The sequence below is a fragment of the Pseudomonas sp. LAMO17WK12:I5 genome (assembly GCF_900215165.1).
Lineage (GTDB): Bacteria > Pseudomonadota > Gammaproteobacteria > Pseudomonadales > Pseudomonadaceae > Aquipseudomonas > Aquipseudomonas putida_A.
The window spans coordinates 303,356-324,209 of the sequence record NZ_OBDS01000003.1; the positions used below are offsets into that span (position 1 = coordinate 303,356).

General features: G+C 61.5%; 20 protein-coding genes and 1 pseudogene. 9 read left to right on the forward strand and 12 right to left on the reverse strand.

The window, feature by feature from the left end; translation table 11 throughout:
• Positions 1 to 52: 52 nt before the first annotated feature.
• Positions 53 to 367 carry a DUF2388 domain-containing protein gene (locus CRO59_RS06850; protein ID WP_007962425.1) on the reverse strand — a complete coding sequence of 105 codons (315 nt, stop codon included), beginning with the start codon at positions 365 to 367 and terminating at the stop codon, positions 53 to 55.
• Between the two features lie 188 nt (positions 368 to 555).
• Between CRO59_RS06850 and CRO59_RS29210 the strand changes: the two are divergent.
• The 3 genes and pseudogenes from CRO59_RS29210 to mqo form a co-directional block, all read left to right on the forward strand.
• Positions 556 to 1,311 (forward strand): annotated as a pseudogene (locus tag CRO59_RS29210) (MCP four helix bundle domain-containing protein); the annotation flags it as partial.
• Between the two features lie 132 nt (positions 1,312 to 1,443).
• Entirely contained in the window at positions 1,444 to 2,169 is a 726-nt protein-coding gene (locus tag CRO59_RS29215; RefSeq protein WP_371917806.1) for a methyl-accepting chemotaxis protein, read from the forward strand.
• Between the two features lie 448 nt (positions 2,170 to 2,617).
• Positions 2,618 to 4,264 carry a malate dehydrogenase (quinone) gene (mqo, locus tag CRO59_RS06860; protein WP_007962427.1) on the forward strand — a complete coding sequence of 549 codons (1,647 nt, stop codon included), beginning with the start codon at positions 2,618 to 2,620 and terminating at the stop codon, positions 4,262 to 4,264.
• Between the two features lie 69 nt (positions 4,265 to 4,333).
• Here the strand turns inward: mqo and CRO59_RS06865 are convergent, their stop codons facing one another.
• The 3 genes from CRO59_RS06865 to CRO59_RS06880 form a co-directional block, all read right to left on the reverse strand.
• Entirely contained in the window at positions 4,334 to 4,765 is a 432-nt protein-coding gene (locus tag CRO59_RS06865; RefSeq protein ID WP_097088846.1) for a nuclear transport factor 2 family protein, read from the reverse strand.
• 606 nt (positions 4,766 to 5,371) lie between these two features.
• Positions 5,372 to 6,238 (reverse strand): CAP domain-containing protein, encoded by an 867-nt coding sequence (locus tag CRO59_RS06875; RefSeq protein ID WP_097088847.1) that lies wholly within the window; start codon positions 6,236 to 6,238, stop codon positions 5,372 to 5,374.
• Between the two features lie 264 nt (positions 6,239 to 6,502).
• On the reverse strand, positions 6,503 to 7,276 hold the full coding sequence (locus tag CRO59_RS06880; RefSeq protein WP_097088849.1) for an alpha/beta hydrolase: 774 nt from the start codon (positions 7,274 to 7,276) through the stop codon (positions 6,503 to 6,505).
• A gap of 112 nt (positions 7,277 to 7,388) precedes the next feature.
• Between CRO59_RS06880 and CRO59_RS06885 the strand changes: the two genes are divergently transcribed.
• Entirely contained in the window at positions 7,389 to 8,348 is a 960-nt protein-coding gene (locus CRO59_RS06885; protein WP_177408962.1) for an aldo/keto reductase, read from the forward strand.
• Positions 8,349 to 8,352: 4 nt separating this feature from the next.
• Here the strand turns inward: CRO59_RS06885 and CRO59_RS06890 are convergent, their stop codons facing one another.
• Positions 8,353 to 9,246 carry a LysR family transcriptional regulator gene (locus tag CRO59_RS06890; protein ID WP_027611674.1) on the reverse strand — a complete coding sequence of 298 codons (894 nt, stop codon included), beginning with the start codon at positions 9,244 to 9,246 and terminating at the stop codon, positions 8,353 to 8,355.
• 97 nt (positions 9,247 to 9,343) lie between these two features.
• Between CRO59_RS06890 and CRO59_RS06895 the strand changes: the two genes are divergently transcribed.
• Positions 9,344 to 9,820 (forward strand): cupin domain-containing protein, encoded by a 477-nt coding sequence (locus tag CRO59_RS06895; protein ID WP_027611675.1) that lies wholly within the window; start codon positions 9,344 to 9,346, stop codon positions 9,818 to 9,820.
• A gap of 94 nt (positions 9,821 to 9,914) precedes the next feature.
• Here CRO59_RS06895 and paoC read toward each other — a convergent pair whose 3' ends face one another.
• From paoC to CRO59_RS06915, 4 genes are all read right to left on the reverse strand, one after another.
• Entirely contained in the window at positions 9,915 to 12,110 is a 2,196-nt protein-coding gene (gene paoC / locus CRO59_RS06900; RefSeq protein ID WP_097088852.1) for an aldehyde oxidoreductase molybdenum-binding subunit PaoC, read from the reverse strand.
• A complete protein-coding gene (locus CRO59_RS06905; RefSeq protein ID WP_097088854.1) occupies positions 12,107 to 13,063 on the reverse strand; it encodes a xanthine dehydrogenase family protein subunit M in 957 nt (318 codons plus the stop codon). The genes paoC and CRO59_RS06905 overlap by 4 nt, the downstream gene beginning before the upstream one ends.
• Entirely contained in the window at positions 13,060 to 13,683 is a 624-nt protein-coding gene (gene paoA, locus CRO59_RS06910) for an aldehyde dehydrogenase iron-sulfur subunit PaoA (RefSeq protein WP_097088855.1), read from the reverse strand. Before paoA ends, CRO59_RS06905 begins: the two co-directional genes overlap by 4 nt.
• A 279-nt stretch (positions 13,684 to 13,962) precedes the next feature.
• Positions 13,963 to 15,717, reverse strand: a complete 1,755-nt coding sequence (locus CRO59_RS06915; protein WP_097088857.1) for an L-lactate permease — start codon at positions 15,715 to 15,717, stop codon at positions 13,963 to 13,965.
• Between the two features lie 241 nt (positions 15,718 to 15,958).
• Here CRO59_RS06915 and CRO59_RS06920 point away from each other — a divergent pair, with 241 nt between their 5' ends.
• Positions 15,959 to 16,165, forward strand: a complete 207-nt coding sequence (locus tag CRO59_RS06920) for a hypothetical protein (protein WP_096796473.1) — start codon at positions 15,959 to 15,961, stop codon at positions 16,163 to 16,165.
• A 45-nt stretch (positions 16,166 to 16,210) separates the two neighbouring features.
• Here CRO59_RS06920 and CRO59_RS06925 read toward each other — a convergent pair whose 3' ends face one another.
• Positions 16,211 to 16,483 carry a hypothetical protein gene (locus CRO59_RS06925; protein ID WP_003226119.1) on the reverse strand — a complete coding sequence of 91 codons (273 nt, stop codon included), beginning with the start codon at positions 16,481 to 16,483 and terminating at the stop codon, positions 16,211 to 16,213.
• A gap of 303 nt (positions 16,484 to 16,786) precedes the next feature.
• Between CRO59_RS06925 and CRO59_RS06930 the strand changes: the two genes are divergently transcribed.
• On the forward strand, positions 16,787 to 17,866 hold the full coding sequence (locus tag CRO59_RS06930; protein WP_097088859.1) for a hypothetical protein: 1,080 nt from the start codon (positions 16,787 to 16,789) through the stop codon (positions 17,864 to 17,866).
• 2 nt (positions 17,867 to 17,868) lie between these two features.
• Positions 17,869 to 18,222 carry a DUF1428 domain-containing protein gene (locus CRO59_RS06935; RefSeq protein ID WP_027611682.1) on the forward strand — a complete coding sequence of 118 codons (354 nt, stop codon included), beginning with the start codon at positions 17,869 to 17,871 and terminating at the stop codon, positions 18,220 to 18,222.
• Positions 18,223 to 18,473: 251 nt separating this feature from the next.
• On the opposite strand, the gene CRO59_RS06940 is transcribed toward CRO59_RS06935, so the two are convergent.
• On the reverse strand, positions 18,474 to 18,668 hold the full coding sequence (locus CRO59_RS06940; RefSeq protein ID WP_027611683.1) for a hypothetical protein: 195 nt from the start codon (positions 18,666 to 18,668) through the stop codon (positions 18,474 to 18,476).
• Between the two features lie 105 nt (positions 18,669 to 18,773).
• Between CRO59_RS06940 and thpR the strand changes: the two genes are divergently transcribed.
• A complete protein-coding gene (thpR, locus tag CRO59_RS06945; protein ID WP_097088860.1) occupies positions 18,774 to 19,313 on the forward strand; it encodes an RNA 2',3'-cyclic phosphodiesterase in 540 nt (179 codons plus the stop codon).
• 242 nt (positions 19,314 to 19,555) lie between these two features.
• On the opposite strand, the gene CRO59_RS06950 is transcribed toward thpR, so the two are convergent.
• The gene (locus tag CRO59_RS06950; RefSeq protein ID WP_097088862.1) at positions 19,556 to 20,653 is read right to left on the reverse strand and encodes a polyamine ABC transporter substrate-binding protein; all 1,098 of its coding nucleotides are present in this window, start codon (positions 20,651 to 20,653) and stop codon (positions 19,556 to 19,558) included.
• Positions 20,654 to 20,854: the final 201 nt, after the last annotated feature.

Consider the following 20,854-nt stretch of genomic DNA (forward strand, 5'->3'; position numbering starts at 1 on the left):
TTTTGCCTATGCGCCCTCAGTTGCCGTCCATCGGCCGCTGCGTCCCTGGCAACTACTGATTCAGGCCTTCGTAATGCACCAGAATCGCGTTGGCGAGGTCTTCATCGCTGGCATTGAGGCCGGGGTTGTCGTGCCGCACCTGTTGCAGTACCGACTCCAGATAAACCCCACGGATGGCCCCGCCGCTGGCGACGAACGCTGACAGGTCGTCGCGCGCCGGGATCACCATTTTGTGATCCTTGAAGGTCGAGTACAGCGACGCGGAAACGCCCGCCGAGGTGGCGACATCGCCGGCGTCGACACGGGCCAGCGCCGAGCCGACAGGGAGGCAGAGCAGGAGAGAAGAAATGAGCACTAACTTGCGCATGACGATGTTCCTCCACAAGCGCGAAGCAAAAAGGAAGGACTACATAATCTCAGAGGTGCGACCTTTGCCGGAGTTCCGTTCGAACACGCGGATACTTGCTGAAACGCTCTGAAGCGGCACATCTGCACAAATAAGCTTAACTGAAATCCTGAAAGGCGCATTCGGCGCGCCTCACGGAGGAACCCACAGTGTCGATCAAATTGCGTTTGCTGTTGCTGATTGCAACCAGTCTGTTGACGGCGCTGATCGTGAGTCTGGTCAGCTATGTGGGGAATACGCGCATGTCCGCAGCGGTGAACGACAACGCGGTGAGCATGACCGCGCTGCGCAATCACATGGAAGCCGACATGATGCACGACGCGCTGCGGGCCGACGTGTATTCGGCGATGCTGGTGGGCCTGGGCAAAAGTACCGGCACGGCCGCAGAGGTGCGGGACTCGATCAACGAACACGCTACGCATTTTCGCGAAGTGCTGGATGAAAACCTCAAATTGCCGGTCAACCCGACGATCAAGTCTGCGCTGGAACACATAAAACCCAGCCTGGACACTTACATTGCGGCGGCCGAGCGCATAGTCGGCCTGGCACTGGACAACCCGGACAGCGCGCAACGGGAGCTGGGCACGTTCAATGCGGCCTTCAGTCAGCTCGAAGAGCAGATGGCGGCCCTCAGCGAACTGATCGAAAGCAACACCCGTGACACCAGCCAGGCCACCGAAAGCGCCATTCGCAACGCCAACATCGCCCTCGGCGCAGTATTGCTGGCCAGCCTGCTGCTGTTATTGGCGCAAGGGCGCTGGGTGACCCGCAGCATCATGGGGCCGCTGAAATCCGCTAACCAGATCGCGCAGAGCATTGCCCAGGGCAACCTCAGCGAACCGATCAGCGAGCCGACCGGCAAGGACGAGGCCAGTACGCTGATCCGCAGCCTGGCGACCATGCAGCGCGACCTGCGCAACATGATCGACGTCGTTCGGCGCAACGCCCATGGGGTCAGCGGCATGAGCGAGCAACTGAGCCACGGCTGCCATCAGGTCGCCGACAGCAGTCAGCAGCAAAGCGCCGCCGCCGGCACCATGGCCGCCGCCGCGAGCCAGATGACCGCCAGCATCGAGGAAATCACTCGTCATGCCGAACGCGCGCTGGGCATGGCCAATCAGGCCGAGTCGCTGGCCAAGAGCGGCGGGCAGGTGATCCATCAGGTGGTCAGCGACATGGACGACATCGCCCGCTCGGCGCAACAGTCGGCGCAGGTGATCCGTACGCTGGATCAGGAATCCGAAGGCATCTTCAACATCATTCAGGTGATCAAGAGCATCGCCGACCAGACCAACCTGCTGGCACTCAACGCCGCCATCGAGGCAGCGCGGGCCGGCGAGCAGGGCAGGGGCTTTGCCGTGGTTGCCGACGAAGTGCGCAGCCTGGCGGCACGCACCAGTGCCTCAACCCAGGAAATCGCCGCGATGGTTGCACGGATCCAAAACAGCACCCGGGAGGCGGTCAGCAGCATGGAGGCCGGCGTGGCCCAAGTCGACAAGGGCATGGCGGTCACGGCTGAAGTCGAACGGGCGATTCGCGAAATCCTCGACGCCACCCTCAGCACCACGCAACTGGTCAACGACATCACCCGCACCATCGGCGAGCAAAGCCAGGCCAGCAACGAAATCGCTCATCAGGTGGAAATGATCGCCGGGATGTCCGAGGGCAACAGTAAAGTGATCGGGCAGACGGCCAATACCACCGATGAACTGTCGAGTCTGGCGGGGGCGTTGGCGTTGTCGGTGGATCGGTTTCGGTTGTAGTGCCGCCATCGCGAGAGCAGCCCATTCCCTGTAGGAGTGAGCCTGCTCGCGATGGAGCCAACCCAGCCACCACAGGTTTCTGAATCATGTTCAGCCCAAACCGGCCGATAACGCCCACAGCGGAAAAAGACTCTCAAGTCGGGAACAGACGCGCGGGTTTGCCCTGACGTGATATTCTTCGCGCCAACTTGGTTTGACCTTATTCGGTTTGCCTGCCTTTGGGGCGGGCTGACGGAATCCCTGTCGCTCAAGTAGCTGAAGCCAATAATGATAAGAAGTCAGTTCAGAAGGGACATTAACTGAGGTCGATGCGGTACGTCGGCCTTGTGTGCCCACCCGTCAAAATTGAAGTGTGCTGGAATCTGCGACGCGAGCCTGAGCGTCATCAAAGCGGATCGCATACAGATAACAGCGGCGGGCGGAAGGCGTTTTATCATAGGTGCAACGGATGTTTAAGAAAGTGAACACAGCCTTGCTCGGGCTGGCTTTGGCGATGGGGATGTCGTCCGCCAATGCTGCAGAAGCAAAGAAAGTCGACGTTCTGCTGATCGGCGGCGGCATCATGAGCACCACCCTGGGTGTGTGGATCAATGAGCTGGAGCCAAGCTGGTCGATGGAAATGGTCGAGCGCCTCGACGGCGTCGCCCTGGAAAGCTCCAACGGCTGGAACAACGCCGGTACCGGTCACTCCGCCCTGGCTGAGCTGAACTACACCCCGGAAGACGACAAAGGCAACGTGACGATCCCGAAAGCGGTCGAGATCAACGAAGCGTTCCAGGTGTCCCGTCAGTTCTGGGCCTGGCAGGTTCAGCAAGGCGTTCTGAAGAACCCTCGCTCGTTCATCAACACCACGCCGCACATGAGCTTCGTGTGGGGCGATGACAACATCAAGTTCCTGAAAAAGCGCTACGAAGCCCTGCAAGCGAGCCCGCTGTTCGCCGGCATGCAGTACTCCGAAGACCCGGCTGTGATCAAGAAGTGGGTCCCGCTGATGATGGAAGGGCGTGACCCGAACCAGAAAATCGCGGCCACCTGGAGCCCGCTGGGTACCGACATGAACTTCGGCGAAATCACCCGCCAGTTCGCCGGTTACCTGCAGACCAAGCCTAACTTCGACCTGAAGCTGTCGAGTGAAGTCGAAGACATCACCAAGAACGCCGACGGCACCTGGCGCGTCAGCTACAAAAACCTGAAAGACGGCACCAAGACCGAAACCGACGCCAAGTTCGTGTTCATCGGCGCTGGTGGCGGCGCTCTGCACCTGCTGCAGAAGTCGGGCATTCCTGAAGCCAAGGAATACGCTGGCTTCCCGGTCGGCGGCTCGTTCCTGGTGACCGATAACCCGGCCATCGCCGAGCAGCACCTGGCCAAGGCCTACGGTAAAGCTTCGGTTGGCGCACCGCCGATGTCGGTTCCGCACCTGGACACCCGTGTTCTGGACGGCAAGCGCGTCATCCTGTTTGGCCCATTCGCGACCTTCAGCACCAAGTTCCTCAAAGAAGGCTCGTACCTGGACCTGCTGACCAGCACCACCACCCACAACATCTGGCCAATGACCAAGGTCGGCATCAAGGAATACCCGCTGGTCGAGTACCTGGCCGGTCAACTGATGCTGTCGGATGAAGACCGTCTGAACGCGCTGAAGGAATACTTCCCGAACGCCAAAGCCGAAGACTGGCGCCTGTGGCAAGCCGGCCAGCGCGTGCAAATCATCAAGCGTGATGAAGCCGCTGGCGGCGTGCTGAAACTGGGCACCGAAATCGTTGCTGCACAAGACGGCTCCATCGCCGGCCTGCTGGGCGCATCGCCAGGCGCGTCGACCGCTGCACCGATCATGCTGAGCGTGCTGCAGAAAGTCTTCAAAGACAAAGTCGCCACCCCTGAGTGGCAGGCCAAGCTGCACCAGATCGTTCCAAGCTACGGCACTCAGCTGAACAACGATCCGGCCAAAGTGGCACAAGAGTGGGCGTACACCGCCAAGATCCTCGAACTGCCAACTCCACCGGTGATCGGTCAGGCTGCTGCCCCGGCTGCACCTGCAGCTGAAAAAGCTGAAGCACCGAAGGAAAATGCTGCACGTGACATGGCGCTGTAACTAGACGCCTGATGCACAAAAGCCCACTGAACCGGGAACGGTCAGTGGGCTTTTTTGTGGCGCCTGATCCTACTTGGGTTTCGCGCTTGCCAGATACGCACCAAGCCGCCGTCCCATCTCTTCGCCGAGGGCCTGCAAACCGCTCAACGGCCGCACCATCACCTCGAACTCGACAATCTTCCCGCTCTCATCAAAGCGAATCATGTCGATCCCCTTCAACTCCTTGGTCCCGACCTTGGCGCTGAACTCCAAAACCACATTCAAGCCATCGGCAGTCACCAGTTCGCGGTGATATTTGAAATCTTCAAACACGTCGAACACGGTGTTGAGGATCATCGTCACCACTGGCGCGCCGGGGTAAGGCGAGTGGGCCATGGGCGAGCGGAATACCGCGTTCGGGTCGAGCAGTTCGGGCAAGGCCTTGAGATTGCCGGTGCGGATCATCTCGTGCCAGCGTTTCAGGGATTCGGCGGCGTTGGGTTGCAGGTTCAGTTCGGACATTGACCACTCCTGGAATTGTTGTTGTTCTGCGCGCGACGGCAATCACTCTAGTTCAAAGCGGTGGATCTCGAACCGTTGTGTGCCGATCTGAATACCAGATCATGTCCGGAGCGGATCAGATGGGCATCTGATCCGTATTTTTCTGTTGGATCTGCCTCTGTAACCGGCTCAGTCAGGCGCTCAGAATAGCCTGGCAATTCGGTCACCCGCGGCAGCCCTTCATCCCGAAGCGCCCGGTGCACCGCAAGCTCAACATTAAGGAGAGCAGCATGAACAAGATGGCGATTTTCCTCGGTGGGTTTCTGACGTTGACCATTCTGATCGGAATGCTTGCGACGATTTCTCCGGTCTGAACCCCGGTCGTTTTACACCAGACTCCAGCGCCCTTTTTGTCGAAGGGCGCAACTGTTTCTACTGCGCTGTAACTTCTCGCATCACACCGAACTGGACTGAACCGGGAGGCGGCGCAAGCGATTGAGGTGTCTGTACCGGCCTCTTCGCGAGCAAGCCCGCTTCCACATGGATTTGTGAACAACACAGATCCAGTGTGGGAGCGGGCTTGCTCGCGAAGGGGCCAGTAGCGTCACTGAAAAGCTCTCAAGCGAATCAAGGCGCGCCAAACACCATCGTCCAGTAAACCCCTTCATCACTGCGCGCCTCACTGGCGAACCCGGCACCGACCTGAGTGAACATCGGGTTCATCAAGTTGGCGCAATGGCCGGGGCTGGCCAGCCATCCGGCCATCGCCTTGCCCGGTGAACTCTGGCCGGCGGCGATATTCTCGCCGATCTGCCGACCTCGATAACCCGCCGCCCGCGCGCGATCTGCCGGCATATCGCCGTCCGGGTCGCGGTGGGCGAAATAGTTGCCGTAGGCCATGGCCTTGCTGTGGCCTTGTGCGGCGGCGCCCAGCGCGGCGTTCCAGCTCAGGGGGCGGGCGGCGGCGAAGCGTTGGCGCCCGCACATCCGGGGGCGTGCCCGAGCGGCGTTGACTTCGGCGAGCAGGGCCTTGCCGACGCTGCGGTTGTCGCCGACACGACTGTCGAGCACCGGTTGCGCCAGCACCACTTGCCATTCACCACGGGAGCGGCTGACGCCGATGTCGGCATACTGGGCGTCGAGCAGGGCGGTGCAGTGGCTGTCTTGCAGCTGTTCGAAGGCTTCCTCGGCATCCCCGGCCCCAATGATGCGGATACTGCGCACCACCACCGCCGAATACCCCGAAGACTTCAATCTCTCGCGCAAGCCACCGCCGTAGCCATAGCCGATCGGCAGCGCCAGATTCGATTTCAGCGACAGTGGCGCCAGGCGCTGGGCCGGGCGGCGGTCGCAGCGTTGCGGATGAGCGCGGTAGTCGTTGATCGCGGCCACCAGTTGCCGCTCTTCGCTGGCGTGGGAGGTCTCGGTGAACAGTGGGGCAAGGATCAGCAGGCACAGCGAAACGAAGCTTGATGAGCGAACGACATGGCGCATGGGACGGCAGACTCAGGGAAAAAGACAGTGCTGAAGTGGGCAGCCGCGGAATACGGCGCCACTAGGACTGGGCTTTTTGCACTTGGTTCATGCTGGCCATCTGGCTTTTTTGGTGGGTGATGAAGGGGAGGGCGATCCTTGGATTTTGTGTTGTTCGCACTGGCGCCTTCGCGAGCAAGCCCGCTCCCACAGGGGATTGCATTATCAAGGTGGGAGCGAGCCTGCTCGCGAAGGGGCCAGTTCAGCCAACGCAATAATCGGCTATCAGCGATCAAGCACTTCCTGCATCCACTGCAGGTATTGCGCCTGCTCGGAAATCGAGTTGTGCCCCGAAGCCGGCACCACCCGCAGCGTCGCCACGCCTTTGGGGAAGTGCGCCAGCAACCGCTGCGTACTGTCCCGTGGAATCACTTCGTCATCGCTGGCCGCCAACAGCAACGTCGGCACGCGAATGTGCGCGGCATAGCGGCCCGACTCGAAGCGATCCTTGAGCAACCATTTGACCGGAAACCACGGGTATTGGCGGACGGCAATTTCTTCGAGGCTGTTGTACGGCGTCACCAGAATCAATCTGGTCGCCGGACGCTGACTCGCCAGCCGCACCGCCACCCCCGATCCCAGGCTGCGGCCGATCACGGCAATCTGCGGATGGCTGGCGTACACCTGATCAAACAGCGCCAGCGCATCTTCGGCAATCGCTTCTTCCGAAGGTGAGCCGCCGCTGCCACCGAAGCCCCGGTAGTTCAGCAAAAACACCGCGTAGTCGGGAAAAGCCTCGCTGAACGACGGCAGATTGCGCGACACATCTTCGGCATTGCCGCCAAAGTAGATCAGCGCTTTTGGCCCGGCATGCGCGCGCGTGGTCACCCACACATCGGCCTCCGGCATCGCCAGTTTCAGCCGCGAATCTTCCGTAGTCACGGCGTTGTCAGGCTGGGGGAAATAGATCAGCGAGCGCTGAAAAATGAACAGCGCCCCGCACAGCAACAGGTAGAGGGCGATGAGCAAGGCGACGAGTGACATCAGTTTTCTGGACATTCGACTAACTTTAACGGGGCGCGGGTGTTCGCAGTCGCAGTGTAGTCCAGCGAATCCGGCTGGCCGTCGTCGCACACAACGTGCAACAGATTCACGCAGCAGGGGAACCCGCATGAGCCACACTGAGGGTTGCTCCCGTCGCCGCTTGCTCACGCTGGCTGCCGGGGTTTCGGCGGTCCTGACCTTTGACCGGGCGTTGGCCACTGCCATCACGCCGACTGCCACTTCGCCGAGCCAGGCAGGAGACCAGACCATGCAGACCCGCGCCATCCCTTCCATCTCCGAGCTGTTGCCCATAGTGGGCGTGGGCACTTATCGCGGCTTTGACGTTGCCCCCGGCGATCCGGCTTATAAGCTATTGCCAGCAGTGCTCGACGAGCTGTTCAAAAAGGGTGGCACGTTGATCGACAGCTCGCCGATGTATGGCCGCGCCGAGCAAACTACTGGCGAGCTGCTATCGATTCACGAACCGCGTTCACCCGCGTTTCTGGCGACAAAGGTCTGGACCCGAGGGCGCAAGGAAGGTATCGCGCAGATGGAGGAATCCTTCCGTCTGCTGCGCACCGAACGCATCGACCTGATGCAGATCCACAATCTGCTGGACTGGCAGAACCATCTGCCAATCCTGCGCGAATGGAAAGAACAGGGGCGCATTCGCTACATCGGCATCACCCATTACACGCCGTCGGCCTACGATGAAGTCGAAGCAGTGCTCAAGGCCGAACAACTGGATTTTTTGCAAATCAACTACGCCCTCGATGACCGTGGCGTGGAGAAACGCATTCTGCCGCTGTGCCGTGAACGCGGGGTGGCGGTGATCTGCAATCGGCCTTTTGGCGGCGGCGGGTTGCTCGCCCGTCTCAAGGTCAAGCCGTTGCCGGCCTGGGTCTCGGACGTGCAGGTAAACAGCTGGCCGCAACTGGCGTTGAAGTTCCTGCTGTCGCACCCGGCGGTGACTTGCGTGATTCCCGGCACCGGCAATCCGCGCTACATGGCCGACAACGCTGGCGCCGGATTCGGGCCGATGCTCACCGATGCGCAGCGGCATCAGTTGATTGCGCTGCTGGGGTAGGCGGTCAACCGCGATACCGCAACGCCTCCACCAACAGCGCAAACGCCGGCGCCGCCTGCCGTCGGCTCGGGTAGTACAGGTGGTAACCGGCAAACGTCGGGCACCAGTCTGCCAGCACTTGCACCAGACGCCCGTCGGCCAGATACGGCGCGACGATGTTTTCCGGAATGTAGCTGAGGCCGAAACCGTCGACTGCGGCGTCGAGTAGCGGGTAGACGCCATTCAGTGTGACTTGCCCGGACACTCGTACCTTGAGGCTTTCGTCACCCTTCTCGAATTCCCAGGTGTACAGCCCGCCGTTGGTGGGCAGACGCAGGTTGTTGCAGGCGTGGTCAGTCAAGTCTCTTGGCGTTTGCGGGTGTGTACGGTTGGCGAAATAGGCCGGCGAGCCGACCACCGCCATGCGCATGTCGGGGCCGATGCGGGTGGCGATCATGCCTTGGGCCACGTCTTCGCCCAGCCGAATGCCGGCGTCGAAGCCTTGTCCGGCGATGTCGACGAAACCGTAATCGCAGATCACCTCGACGGCGATGTCCGGGTATTGGGGCAGGAATTCCTTGAGCACCGGTCGCAACAGCCAGTTCAGCGAATGGTCGGTGGCACTGATGCGGATCCGGCCGGCCGGGGTTTCGCGCAGGTTGCTCAGGGCCGCCAGTTCCTGTTCGATCTCTTCGAAACGCGGGCCGATGGTCTGCAGTAAATGTTCGCCAGCCTCGGTGGGTGAGACGCTGCGCGTGGTGCGGGTCAGCAGGCGCAGGCCCAGGCGCGCTTCAAGGGCGCGGATGGTATGGCTGAGCGCCGATTGCGAGACGCCGAGTTTGGCTGCGGCTTTTGTGAAGCTGCGCTCGCGGGCCACGGCAAGGAAGGCGAGCAGGTCACTGGCGTTTTCTCGAAGCATTGATGAGTGTCCTGCATAAGTTTTTTCGAATTCTAGTCGATTATCTGAACAGTCCGGCTCGGTAAAGTGCGGCTATTGATCACCGGAGACCATCGCCATGAACCCGATTGCCGCTTCTGCACTGACCCTGTCCTTACTGGCGGGTGAGGCCCAGGCCAACGAATCCCCGCGCGTCACTGTCACTCCCAACGGCTCGCAACCCTCGGCCAAAGGCCCGACAGACTGGTTCACCGGCACTGTGCGTGTTGACGCGCCGTTCAAGGGCAGCGATGCCGCGCGTGTCAGCGGCGCCACGGTGACCTTCGAACCCGGCGCACGCACGGCGTGGCATACCCATCCGTTGGGTCAGACGCTGATCGTCACCGCCGGTTCAGGTTTTGTGCAGGAGTGGGGTCAGCCAGTTCGGCAGATCCGCCCCGGCGATACGGTGTGGATCGCGCCGCAGGTGAAGCACTGGCATGGCGCCGCGCCGACCACGGCGATGACGCACATTGCGATTGCCGAAGTGCTGGACGGTGAAGTGGTGGAGTGGATGGAGCAGGTGAGTGCGGCACAATACCCAAGATCGGAATAACTTCCGCATCCTCGACCCCTAGCACCCCATGCTAGTGCGCTACCGAAGCCCTCACCCCATATCGCTTGGGGAGAGGGCTTGAATGTGCAGATGACTAGATCATCTCCGGCAACGAATCGAGGATCTTGTCCAGCGTAATCGGATACTCACGCACCCGCGCCCCGGTGGCGTTGTAGATCGCATTCGCTACCGCCGCGCTCACGCCGCAAATCCCTAGTTCCCCCACACCCTTGGCTTTCATCGGCGATGAAATCGGATCGGTCTCATCGAGGAAAATCACCTCCTGATGCGGGATGTCGGCGTGCACCGGCACCTCGTATCCGGCAAGATCGTGATTGACGAAAAAGCCCAGCCGCTTGTCCACCGCCAGCTCTTCCATCAACGCCGCTCCGACGCCCATGGTCATCGCGCCGATCACCTGGCTGCGCGCGGCTTTCGGGTTGAGAATCCGTCCCGCCGCGCACACCGCGAGCATGCGCCGCACGCGGACTTCGCCGGTCGCTGCATCCACCGCAACCTCCACGAAATGCGCGCCGAAAGTCGATTGCTGATACTGCTTGGCGAGGTCGGCGAACTCGATGCTGTCCTCGGCCTCGACCACGCCATCTTTTGCCGCATCACGCAGCGGCAGGGTCTTGCCCCCGGCGCGCACCTGACCGTCAGCAAACTCGACGTCACTACCGCTCATGCCCAGCTTCGTCGCCACCGCTTCGCGCAGTTTCATGCACGCGGCATACACCCCGGCAGTCGAGCAGTTGCCGCCGAACTGGCCACCGGAGCCGGACGATACCGGGAAGGTCGAATCCCCCAGATGCACACTGACATCCGCCAGGTCCACGCCCATCATCTCGGCCGCGGTCTGGGCGATGATGGTGTAGCTGCCGGTGCCGATATCGGTCATGTCGGTTTCCACCGTGACCTTGCCGTCGCGCTCCAGCCGCACCCGGGCGCCGGACTTCAGCAACAGGTTGTTGCGAAACGCGGCGGCGACGCCCATGCCGATCAGCCAGCGACCTTCGCGACGGCTGCCGGGAGTAGCATTGCGCTGGTTCCAGCCGAATTTCTCGGCACCGGTCTGCAAGCATTCGATCAGGCGTCGCTGGGAAAACGGACGCTCGGTTTTTACCGGATCAACCTGGGTGTCATTAAGGATGCGGAACTGCACCGGGTCGAGCTTGAGCTGCTCGGCCATTTCGTCCATGGCGATTTCCAGCGCCATCAGCCCCGGTGCTTCACCCGGCGCGCGCATGGAGTTGCCTTCGGGCAAATCCAGCGGCGCCCGGCGCATGGTCACCCGGCGGTTTTCTCCGGCATAGAGCAACTGACTCGGCTGCGCGGCGACTTCGACCTTGCCGTCCTTGAGGTTGCCCGACCAGCCTTCGTGGGCGATGGCGCTGAGCTTGCCGTCCGCCGTGGCGCCCATCCGAATGCGCTGGATCGTGGCCGGGCGGTGGGTGGTGTTGTTGGCCATTTGCGGGCGGGCGAGGGCGACTTTCACCGGGCGGTTGGCCAGGCGCGCACCGAGGGCGGCGAGGATTGCGTCGGCACGAATGAACAGTTTGCCGCCGAAGCCGCCGCCAATGTACGGCGAGATCAGGCGCACGTTTTCCTTGGGCAGGCCAAGGGTCGTGGCGACGTCGCCGACGCTCCAGGCGATCATCTGATTGGAGGTCCACAAGGTCAGATGATCACCCTTCCAGGCGGCCAGCGTCGCGTGCGGCTCCATCATCGCGTGGGACTGATCGGGAGTGGTGTAGGTCTGGTCGAACTGCACCGGCGCAGCGGCGAAGGCTTTGTCGAAATCGCCGTGGGTGACGTCGGGCAACTCGTCGTCTTCGACGCCTTGGTCAAGCACGTTGGCCAGTTCGAACTCGCCTTTGGCCGCGACGTAATCGACCTTGATCAATTGCGCCGCAGCGCGAGCCTGTTCGAAGGTCTCGGCGACCACCAGCGCTACGGCCTGGTGATAGTGCTGCACCTCGGGCCCGGCGAGCAGCGGCGCCGAGTTGTATTGGCCTTTGCCAAGCTTGCCGGCATTGGCGGCGGTGACGATGGCCAGCACGCCGGGCGCCGCTTGTGCAGCGTCGAGATCGATGTGGCTGATGCGGCCCTTGGCGATGGCCGAGCCGACCATGAAACCGTAAGCCTGATTCGCCACGGCCTCGTGCTGCTCGTAGGCATATGGCGCCTGACCGCTGGTTTTCAGCGGGCCTTCGATGCGGTCGGTGGGTTTGCCGACGACCTTGAGCTGGTCGATCGGGTTGGTGGTGGCGGGCGTGTCGAATTTCATGCTTCATCCCTCGCTTGCGCCAACACCGAGCCGAGCGTGCGCTCGACCAGGGTCAGTTTGAATTGGTTGTCGTGGGTTGGCGTGGCACCGTCGAGCAAGCGTTCGCTGACGGCTTTTGCGCCTTTGGGCAGCAACGCGTCGGCGGCTTCCACCCGCCACGGTTTCGGCGCAATACCGCCGACCGCCACACGGCCGCTGCCGTCCTTTTGCAGGATCAGACCGACCGACACCAGCGCGAAAGCGTACGACGAGCGATCGCGCACCTTGTGATAAATGTGCGTGCCGCCGACTGGAGCCGGCAGGGTTACCGACGTGATGAACTCGCCAGGCGTGAGGCTGGTTTCGATGTTCGGCGTGTTGCCGGGGAGCTGATGGAAATCGGTGATGGCGATGCTGCGGGTGCTGCCGTCGGGTTTGACCGTTTCAACCTGTGCATCGAGGGCGCGCATGGCAATTGCCATGTCGCTGGGGTGGGTGGCGATGCAGGCGTCGCTGACGCCGATCAGTCCCAGTTGCCGACTGACCCCGCCAATCGCCGCGCAGCCGCTGCCGGGCTGGCGTTTGTTGCAGGCCTGATTGACGTCATAGAAATACGGGCAGCGAGTGCGTTGCAGCAGGTTGCCGGCGGTGCTCGCCATGTTGCGCAACTGGCCGGAAGCGCCGGCGAGCAGGGCGCGGGAGAGCAGCGCGTAGTCCTTGCGCACGCGGCTGTCGGCGGCCAGATCGGTGTTGCGCACCAGCGCGCCGATGCGCAATCCGCCTTCAGGCGTGGCTTCGATCTGATCGAGGCCCAGGTGGTTGACGTCAATCAGGTGCAGCGGGGTTTCGATGTCGAGTTTCATCAGGTCCAGCAGGTTGGTGCCACCGGCGATGAACTTCGCGCCTTCGACCTGCGCCGCCAGCGTTGCGGCTGCGGCGGGGGAATCGGCGCGGCTGTAATTGAACGCTCTCATGCTGGCACCTGCGCGACTTCAGTGATGGCTTCGATGATGTTCGAGTAGGCGCCGCAGCGGCAGATGTTGCCGCTCATGCGTTCCTGGAATTCGCTGGCGATCAGTTGCGGGGCTTCGGTCAGGCTCGGGCTGACGTGGCTGGGAATGCCCTCGCGGATTTCCTTGAGCACCGCCACCGCCGAACAGATCTGCCCCGGCGTGCAATAACCGCACTGGTAGCCGTCATGCTTGATGAACGCGGCCTGCATCGGGTGCAGGTTGTCGGGCATGCCCAGGCCTTCGATGGTGGTGATCTCGCTGCCTTCATGCATCACCGCAAGCGTCAGGCAGGAGTTGATCCGGCGGCCGTCGGCGATGACGGTGCAGGCACCGCACTGGCCGTGGTCGCAGCCTTTTTTGCTGCCGGTCAGGTGCAGGTGCTCGCGCAGGGCGTCGAGCAGGGTGGTGCGGTTGTCCACCTCAAGGGCTTGGGGTTTACCGTTGACGTTGATCGTCAGTTTGGCCATGGCGGGTTGCTCCAGACTGGCCGCGTAGGCCTTGAGGCTAATGAAGGGGGGCATTGCAAACGCGGTGGCGGTCACCGCGCCGAGGATCAGGAATCTTCGTCGGGAAATCGTCATGCTTCGATTCCTCTCTGGCTTAATCAGGACGGCAGGGATTGAAGGGCCCAAACGGGCGCGCCGGCATGTTTACCGGTCTCGTTCTTGGAATGACCTGCGCGGAGGGGAAAAGGTTTTTGCGGATTTGCGCTATAGAGTTATGCGCATGGCTCATCAATTGGCTGGGCAATGCTTAACCTTGTGGGAGCTGGCTTGCCAGCGATGAGGTCGTGTCAGTCAGCCTTTCGCTTAAATGACACACCGCCATCGCGGGCAAGCCCGCTCCCACAGAGTTTGTGATCAATGCCCGCCAACCACCATGTGCGTAAACGGCGCCACATACGCCTGCAATGTCACCAGCCCGCCCACCAGGATGGCTAGCACGATCGAGTGGAAGAACACGTAGCGCAGAATCTCGCCCTCATGCCCATACCAGCGGGTCGCGGTGGAGGCGACCACGATCGATTGCGCATCGACCATTTTGCCCATCACCCCGCCGGAACTGTTGGCTGCGGCCATCAGTACCGGGCTGATGCCGAGCTGTTCCGAGGTCACCCGTTGCAGTCCGCCGAACAGCACGTTCGAGGCCGTATCCGAACCGGTCAACGCGACGCCGAGCCAGCCGAGCAGAGTGCCGAACATGGGGTAGAAAACCCCGGTCGCGGCAAACGCCAGACCCATGGTGGCGTCCAGTCCGGAATAACGCGTGAGGAACCCCAGCGCCAGCATCGCCGCAATGGTGATCAGCGAAAAGCGCACCACCCACAACGTGCGCAGGTATTGCTTGATCAGTTGCGGGATCGAATAGCCCATCAGCAGCCCGCCGACAATCGCCGCCAGCAGGATGCCGCTGCCGGTGGCAGTGAACCAGGTGAACTTGTAGATCGCCTCTTCGGCTTTCGGCGCCGGCACCACTGGCGGGACTTTCTGCACTTGCAGGTGCAGGGTGGTGAAGGTCAGCGCCGGGGAGAAAATCGGGTTGGCCTCATTCAGCGGTTTGCCTTGTGCATCGAGTTTGACCGAATGGGTTACCGGATCCAGCGCCGGGCGCACGTCGAAGATGTTCTTGAAGCCCTGGGTGCCCCAGGCAAACACGAACACCGTGAGGATGATCCACGGCATCCACGCGCGCGTCACGGCGGGGCGTGCCTGATCACTGAAGGCGGCGCTGGCGGTGACTTTTTCTTCCTCGACCCTGGAGTTGTCGACCCGCCCGGATAGGGCGGCCGAGGTGTACACCGTCGCCGGTTTCCAGACCCGCAGAAACAGGGTCAGGCAGGCCATGGAAATCAGCGCGGCGATGACGTCCACCAGCATCGGCCCGTGGAAGTTCGACACGAGGAATTGCGGCACCGCGAAGCTGACCCCGGCCACCAGAATCGCCGGCCAGATCTCCAGCATCTTGCGCCACCCGGCAAACGCCCAGATCAGCCAGAACGGCACCAGCACCGAGAAAAACGGCAGCTGTCGACCGACCATCATCGACAGCTCCATTTCGTCCAGTCCGGTGACTTTGGCCAGGGTGATGATCGGCGTACCGAGGGCGCCGAACGCCACCGGTGCGGTGTTGGCAATCAACGCCAGACCCGAGGCGGCCAACGGCGAAAAACCGAGGCCGATCAGAATCGCCCCGGTCACCGCCACCGGCGTGCCGAACCCGGCCGCGCCTTCGAAAAACGCGCCGAAGCAGAAGGCGATCAGCAGCAGCTGCAAACGCCGGTCATCGGTGATCCGAGCGAGGGAGTCCTGCAGCACTTTGAATGAGCCGTTCTCGGTGGTCAGGCGATGCAGAAAGATGATGTTGAGCACGATCCAGCCGATCGGCAGCAAGCCATTGGCGGCGCCGAACAGCGCCGCCGAACCGGCCATGCTCGCCGGCATGCCGAAGGCGAAGATCGAGATGAGCAGGGCCGACGCCAACGCCAACAGAGCGGCCAGATGCGCCTTGACGTGAAAGAACGCCAGCGCCGCGAGCATCACCACCACCGGCACCGCGGCCATGAGCGTGGAGATCAGCGGATTGCCGAACGGGTCGTAGATTTGCTGCCAGACCATGATCCACCTCTGCTTGTTGTTATCGAGGCGCAGATCCGTTGCGTGGGAGTCGCTAAGCAGCAGTATAGGTGGCATTTCGCCGCCGCCCGGATGCCGGCGGCGGGCCGATCAACGGTCGTGGTCGGGCAGTGAATCAAAGTCCTTTTGTCCGGTCGTATCAGCGGCTGCGCGCACTGCGTCCTGAAGGCGCGGGCAGTGACAGCCGTTCCGTGGTCAAGACCTTGGTGTTAGGGAAGTTTGAATGAAGCGTGCAACAACCTTGCTGTTGACGATATCCGCTGCTGTTTTGCTGGCTGGCTGTGTGGCGGACTTTGATGATGATCATCGCCACGGACGACATTACGACCGTGATCACGGTCGCTACTACGACCATGACCGGCGTTGGGATGACCGCGACGATGGTCGTCGCGACGGGCGTCGTTACTATCGTGATCGCGACGATGACTGAGTAGAAATCAAAAGGGCGTTCCCGCAACGGGAACGCCCTCGTCGATTAAAAATGAGCGCTCGCCCGGACGCTGGAATGCGCAGGCGCGGTGGCCTCGAGATCCAGCAAATGGGTGGCGAGTATGTCGCTCAGAAAGCGGAACTGATCGTTGATGCCGACCACTTCATTGCTGAAATGATTGCTCGCGGCGGGCATCAGCACATCGTCGAAATCTTCGTTGAACAGCAGCGCCTGGGTCTTGCGCGAGACGACTTGCTGGTCGTAGTAGTTGCTGCCGAACACCGGGAAGCTCACGGAGAGGGTGATGGTGCGAATCATGATGGGTACTCCTCGTTGCGTCTCGGATGGGTGAATCGTGCCTTCGCCGGGCGGCGGGCGGAAGGCAATCGTGGCGATGGTGAATATCGACGGCGTTGATGGTTGAGAGGTGTGGTGGATTGACTGGCCTCATCGCTGGCAAGCCAGCTCCCACAGGTTTTTCGGATGATCATTGGATTCATGGCCACTGAAGATCTCTGTGGGAGCTGGCTTGCCAGCGATGGCGTCGGTACAGCCAACATCCTCGGAAACTGACACACCTATACTCAATGCTGTTTTCCTCCATTCAAGGACTCCACCACCGTGAACCTGCGTGCGCTGAGCCTCGCCGCACTGTGTCTGCTGGCTGGCTGTGCCTCCTCGGCGCGGGCCCCGGTGGCGCCGCGAGCGGTGGTGGTATCGCCGGCGATCTGGCAGCAGATCGATCGCGACATCGTCAGCGCCTCGCAGCAATCCACCGAGCAAGTCAAAGTATTTGCCCGTGGCTCAATGGAACATTGGCGCACTCGCGTCTATCAGCAAACTGAAGAAAATTTCATTCCGTGGTTCAGCAGCTACTGGACCCAGGAATGGCTGTCGATGAAAGTCAGTTGGTACACCATCAATGCCGGCGGCGAACAGGATGCTTCGGCCAAGCGCCTGGCGAGCTATCTGCTTGAGCAATATCAGGAAAGAGTGCTGGCACCGGTGGCGGTGGAGATCGATCCGGATGCGATCCTCGGTCAGGCAACGGCGTTCTATGCACAACTGATGGCCCAGCAGATGCCGCTCATCGCTCAGCGTTATGGCGTGCCGGTTGCGCAACTCAACGGACGGCTGCAGAAGGTTCCGGCCATCGCCCTGGGCCCGCCGCCGGCGCGGGATGCTTCGCTGTATCAGATCGTCAGCACCGAGCCGCTGAACACCTTGCCGGCGTATGCCGCGCTGATCGACAAGATCCACACCGAGGGCGGCAGCAAGGGCATCGCTTCGACCGACGCCGGCATGGCCCCCGTGGCCAAACGCGCCAGCCAGCGGATGGAGGCGGAAATGGCTCCGCGCGGAGCGGCCAGTGCCGTGGCGGCTGCGGCGGGCAAGTTGGTTGGTGGGGTGATTTCGATTGGTGTCGCGGGCATTCGCGCGATCATCCAGGCCAACGACCGGCCCGACAGCGAAGCGCTGATTCGCAGCAGCCTGGGCAGCACGTTCGACAAGGCCTGGGCGAAACTGCTGCAGAACCCGACCACCGGGGTCATGGCCGGAACCCTGCATATCGCCGGGCAGGTCGAGGGCAGCCTTGGCGGGGGCGAACAACCGTCGGTCGGGCAGGGCGTGAATCGTGTCGAATGGCAGCCGCCGCAATCGACTACCCGGCAGATCGAACCCAACGTGCAAGGAGAGTGATCATGGCTTACATCGATATTTTTGTAGCACCCGTGCCGAATGCCAATCGCGAACAGTACAAAAAACACTGTGAGATCGCCGCGAAACTGTTCAAGGAATACGGAGCGAAGGAGGTGGTTCAGTGCTGGGGCGATGACGTGCCGGAAGGCAAAGTCACGTCATTCCCGATGGCGGTAAAACTCAAGGACGGCGAGACGGTGTCGTCCGGCTGGCTGATCTGGCCCGACAAAGCCACCCGCGATGCCGGCATGGCGAAAATGATGGAAGACCCGCGCATGCAACCGGACGTCAACCCAATGGGGTTTGATGGGCAGCGGATGATCTTTGGGGGCTTCAAGAACATTCTTGAAGCCTGAAACTCACCAGATTCCGTGTAGGAGTGAGCCTGCTCGCGATGACGGTGTGTCAGTCAGCGGGTTTGCAAAATGTGCCGGCCTCTTCGCGGGCAAGCCACGCTCCCACAGGGTTTTGCGGATGGCGGCGATCATGGGCACGCCACAAATCCAGTGTGGGAGCGAGCCTGCTCGCGAAAGCGGCGTGTCAGGCAATGTGAGGCTGAATGTGCGGACGCTTTCGCGAGCAGGCTCGCTCCCACATGGGAGGGTGATCACTCTGGAGAGGGGGTGATCCGGCAGCTTTTGCGGTGGCGGATTTCTTCTTCCGTGGGCCGTTCGCGGACGAATTCGAAACGCGGTTCACCTTCGCTGTAATGCACCAGCCAGCCCCATTCCAGCTCGCTTTCATCCTGCCCTGGGCTGGGTGGCCGGGCCCACCACGGTTCTTTGCTGAGGATCTCGCGCATGGCGACCTCCGGTTCGATGGCAATCCTTGAACTATAGCCGGGTGTCGCCAGTCGCCAGAAGAGCCTGTGTAGAATCGGCTGATCGACGAGCGAAGGAGTTGGCCCATGACCGATGATGCGCGCAGGGATGAACCGTTCAAGCGACTGTTTTTTGCCCTCGACTGCCCGCCACCGCAACGCAAGGCCATCGCTCAGTGGCGCGGCGAGTTGGGGTTGCGCACTGGCAAAGCGGTGCCGGCGGATAATTTTCACCTGACGCTGCTGTTTCTCGGTGCCGTACCGCTGGCGCAGATCAATGAAGTGTGCGAGGCCGCCGGCAAGGTGCGCACGCCGGCTGAACCGTTACGGATTGCGCTGGATCGTCTGCAGGTCTGGCATCGGGCCGGAATTCTGTCTCTGGCGCCGGAACAGGCGCCTGCGGCGCTGTTGCGTCTGGTGTATGCGCTGGAGCAGGCGATGTTGCCGTTCGGCTTCGAAGAATCGCCACGCGAGTTTCGCCCGCACCTGACCCTGGCTCGGGACTATCGGGCAGAAGAGCCGGAATCCACCACGCCGCCGGAATTCTTCCTGCGCGCCGAGCGCTTTGCCTTGTTCGAATCGCACAAGGGCCGCTACCGGATTCTGCAGGATTGGCCACTGAATTGAGCGCAGAAAAAAAGGCGCCCGAGAGCGCCTGAAATTCACCTGAGCCGAGGGAGCCAGGTGAGGCCGTTCATTGCAGGGTGCAGCGGTGGTAAGGCGCTGCGTGAACGGGAAACCGAAAGTCAGACACAGACCCTGTGGGAGCGAGCCTGCTCGCGAAGGCGTCGGCACATTCAGCATTTTGGTTAACTGAACCACCGCTTTCGCGAGCAGGCTCGCTCCCACATTTTTTGATTTGCAGTGAATTATTTACCGAGCTTCACCCGGGTCCAGCCGCGGGTCATGATCCGTTGGGTGGCAATCGGCTGATCCGGCACCGCATACAACGTCGCCATTACCGCCTGCGACGGATACGAACCCGGATCGTTGCGGATCGCTTCTTCTACCAGTGGCGTAGCGGCCGAGTTGGCGTTGCTGTAGCCGTTGCTGTTGGTGATCTCGGCGATGATGTCCGGGCGCATCAGGAAGTTCATGAACAGGTAGGCGTTCTCGACGTTCGCCGCATCGCGCGGGATGGCGACCATGTCGTAGAAACTGCCGGCACCTTCCTTCGGAATGCTGTAATCGATCTGCACTTTGTTGCCGGCTTCCACCGCACGGGCCTTGGCCTGCAGCACGTCACCGGAGTAACCGACCGCCACGCAGATGTTGCCGTTGGCCAGGTCGGAGATGTACTTCGAGGAATGGAAGTACGCCACGTACGGGCGGATCTTCATGAACAGCGCTTCGGCTTCGAGGATGTGCGCCTTGTCCTTGTCGTTCACCGGGTAGCCCAGGTAGTGCAGGGCGGCCGGGATCATTTCGGTCGGCGAGTCGAGGAAGCTGATGCCGCAGGCTTTCAGCTTTTCAGCGTTTTCCGGCTTGAACAGCAAGTCCCAGGAATTGGTCGGAGCCTCGGCACCGAGCACTTCCTTGACCTTGTCCGGGTTGTAGCCGATGCCGATCGAGCCCCACATGTACGGGAACGCGTGAGCGTTGTCCGGATCACTGGCGGCGGCGTTTTTCAGCAGCACCGGATTGAGATTCTTCCAGTTCGACAGCTTCGATTTGTCGAGCGGCTGATAGACCCCGGCCTTGATCTGCTTGGCCAGGAAACTGTTGGACGGCACGACAATGTCGTAACCGGATTTGCCCGCCAGCAAACGCGCCTCGAGGGTCTCGTTGCTGTCGAACACGTCGTAGGTCACCTGGATGCCGGTCTCGTCTTCGAACTTCTTGACGGTGTCCGGCGCGATGTAATCGGACCAGTTGTAAACACGCAGCACCTTGTCGTTGGCCTGGACGCCCGTGGCGATTGCGCCCATTAAGGACAGTGTCAGCAGAGTCCTGCCAAACATTTTCATCGGTGAAACTCCATTTTTTTTATTCAAAAACACAAACCGGGTGTACGTAAAACCTGTGGCGAGGGAGCTTGCTGTGGTGAGGGGATTTATCCCCGATGGGTCGCGAAGCGGCCCCAAGCCAGGCACTTGCGGTGTAACAGGGACACCGCATGCAATGGTTTGGCGACTGCTTCGCAGCCGATCGGGGATGAATCCCCTCAC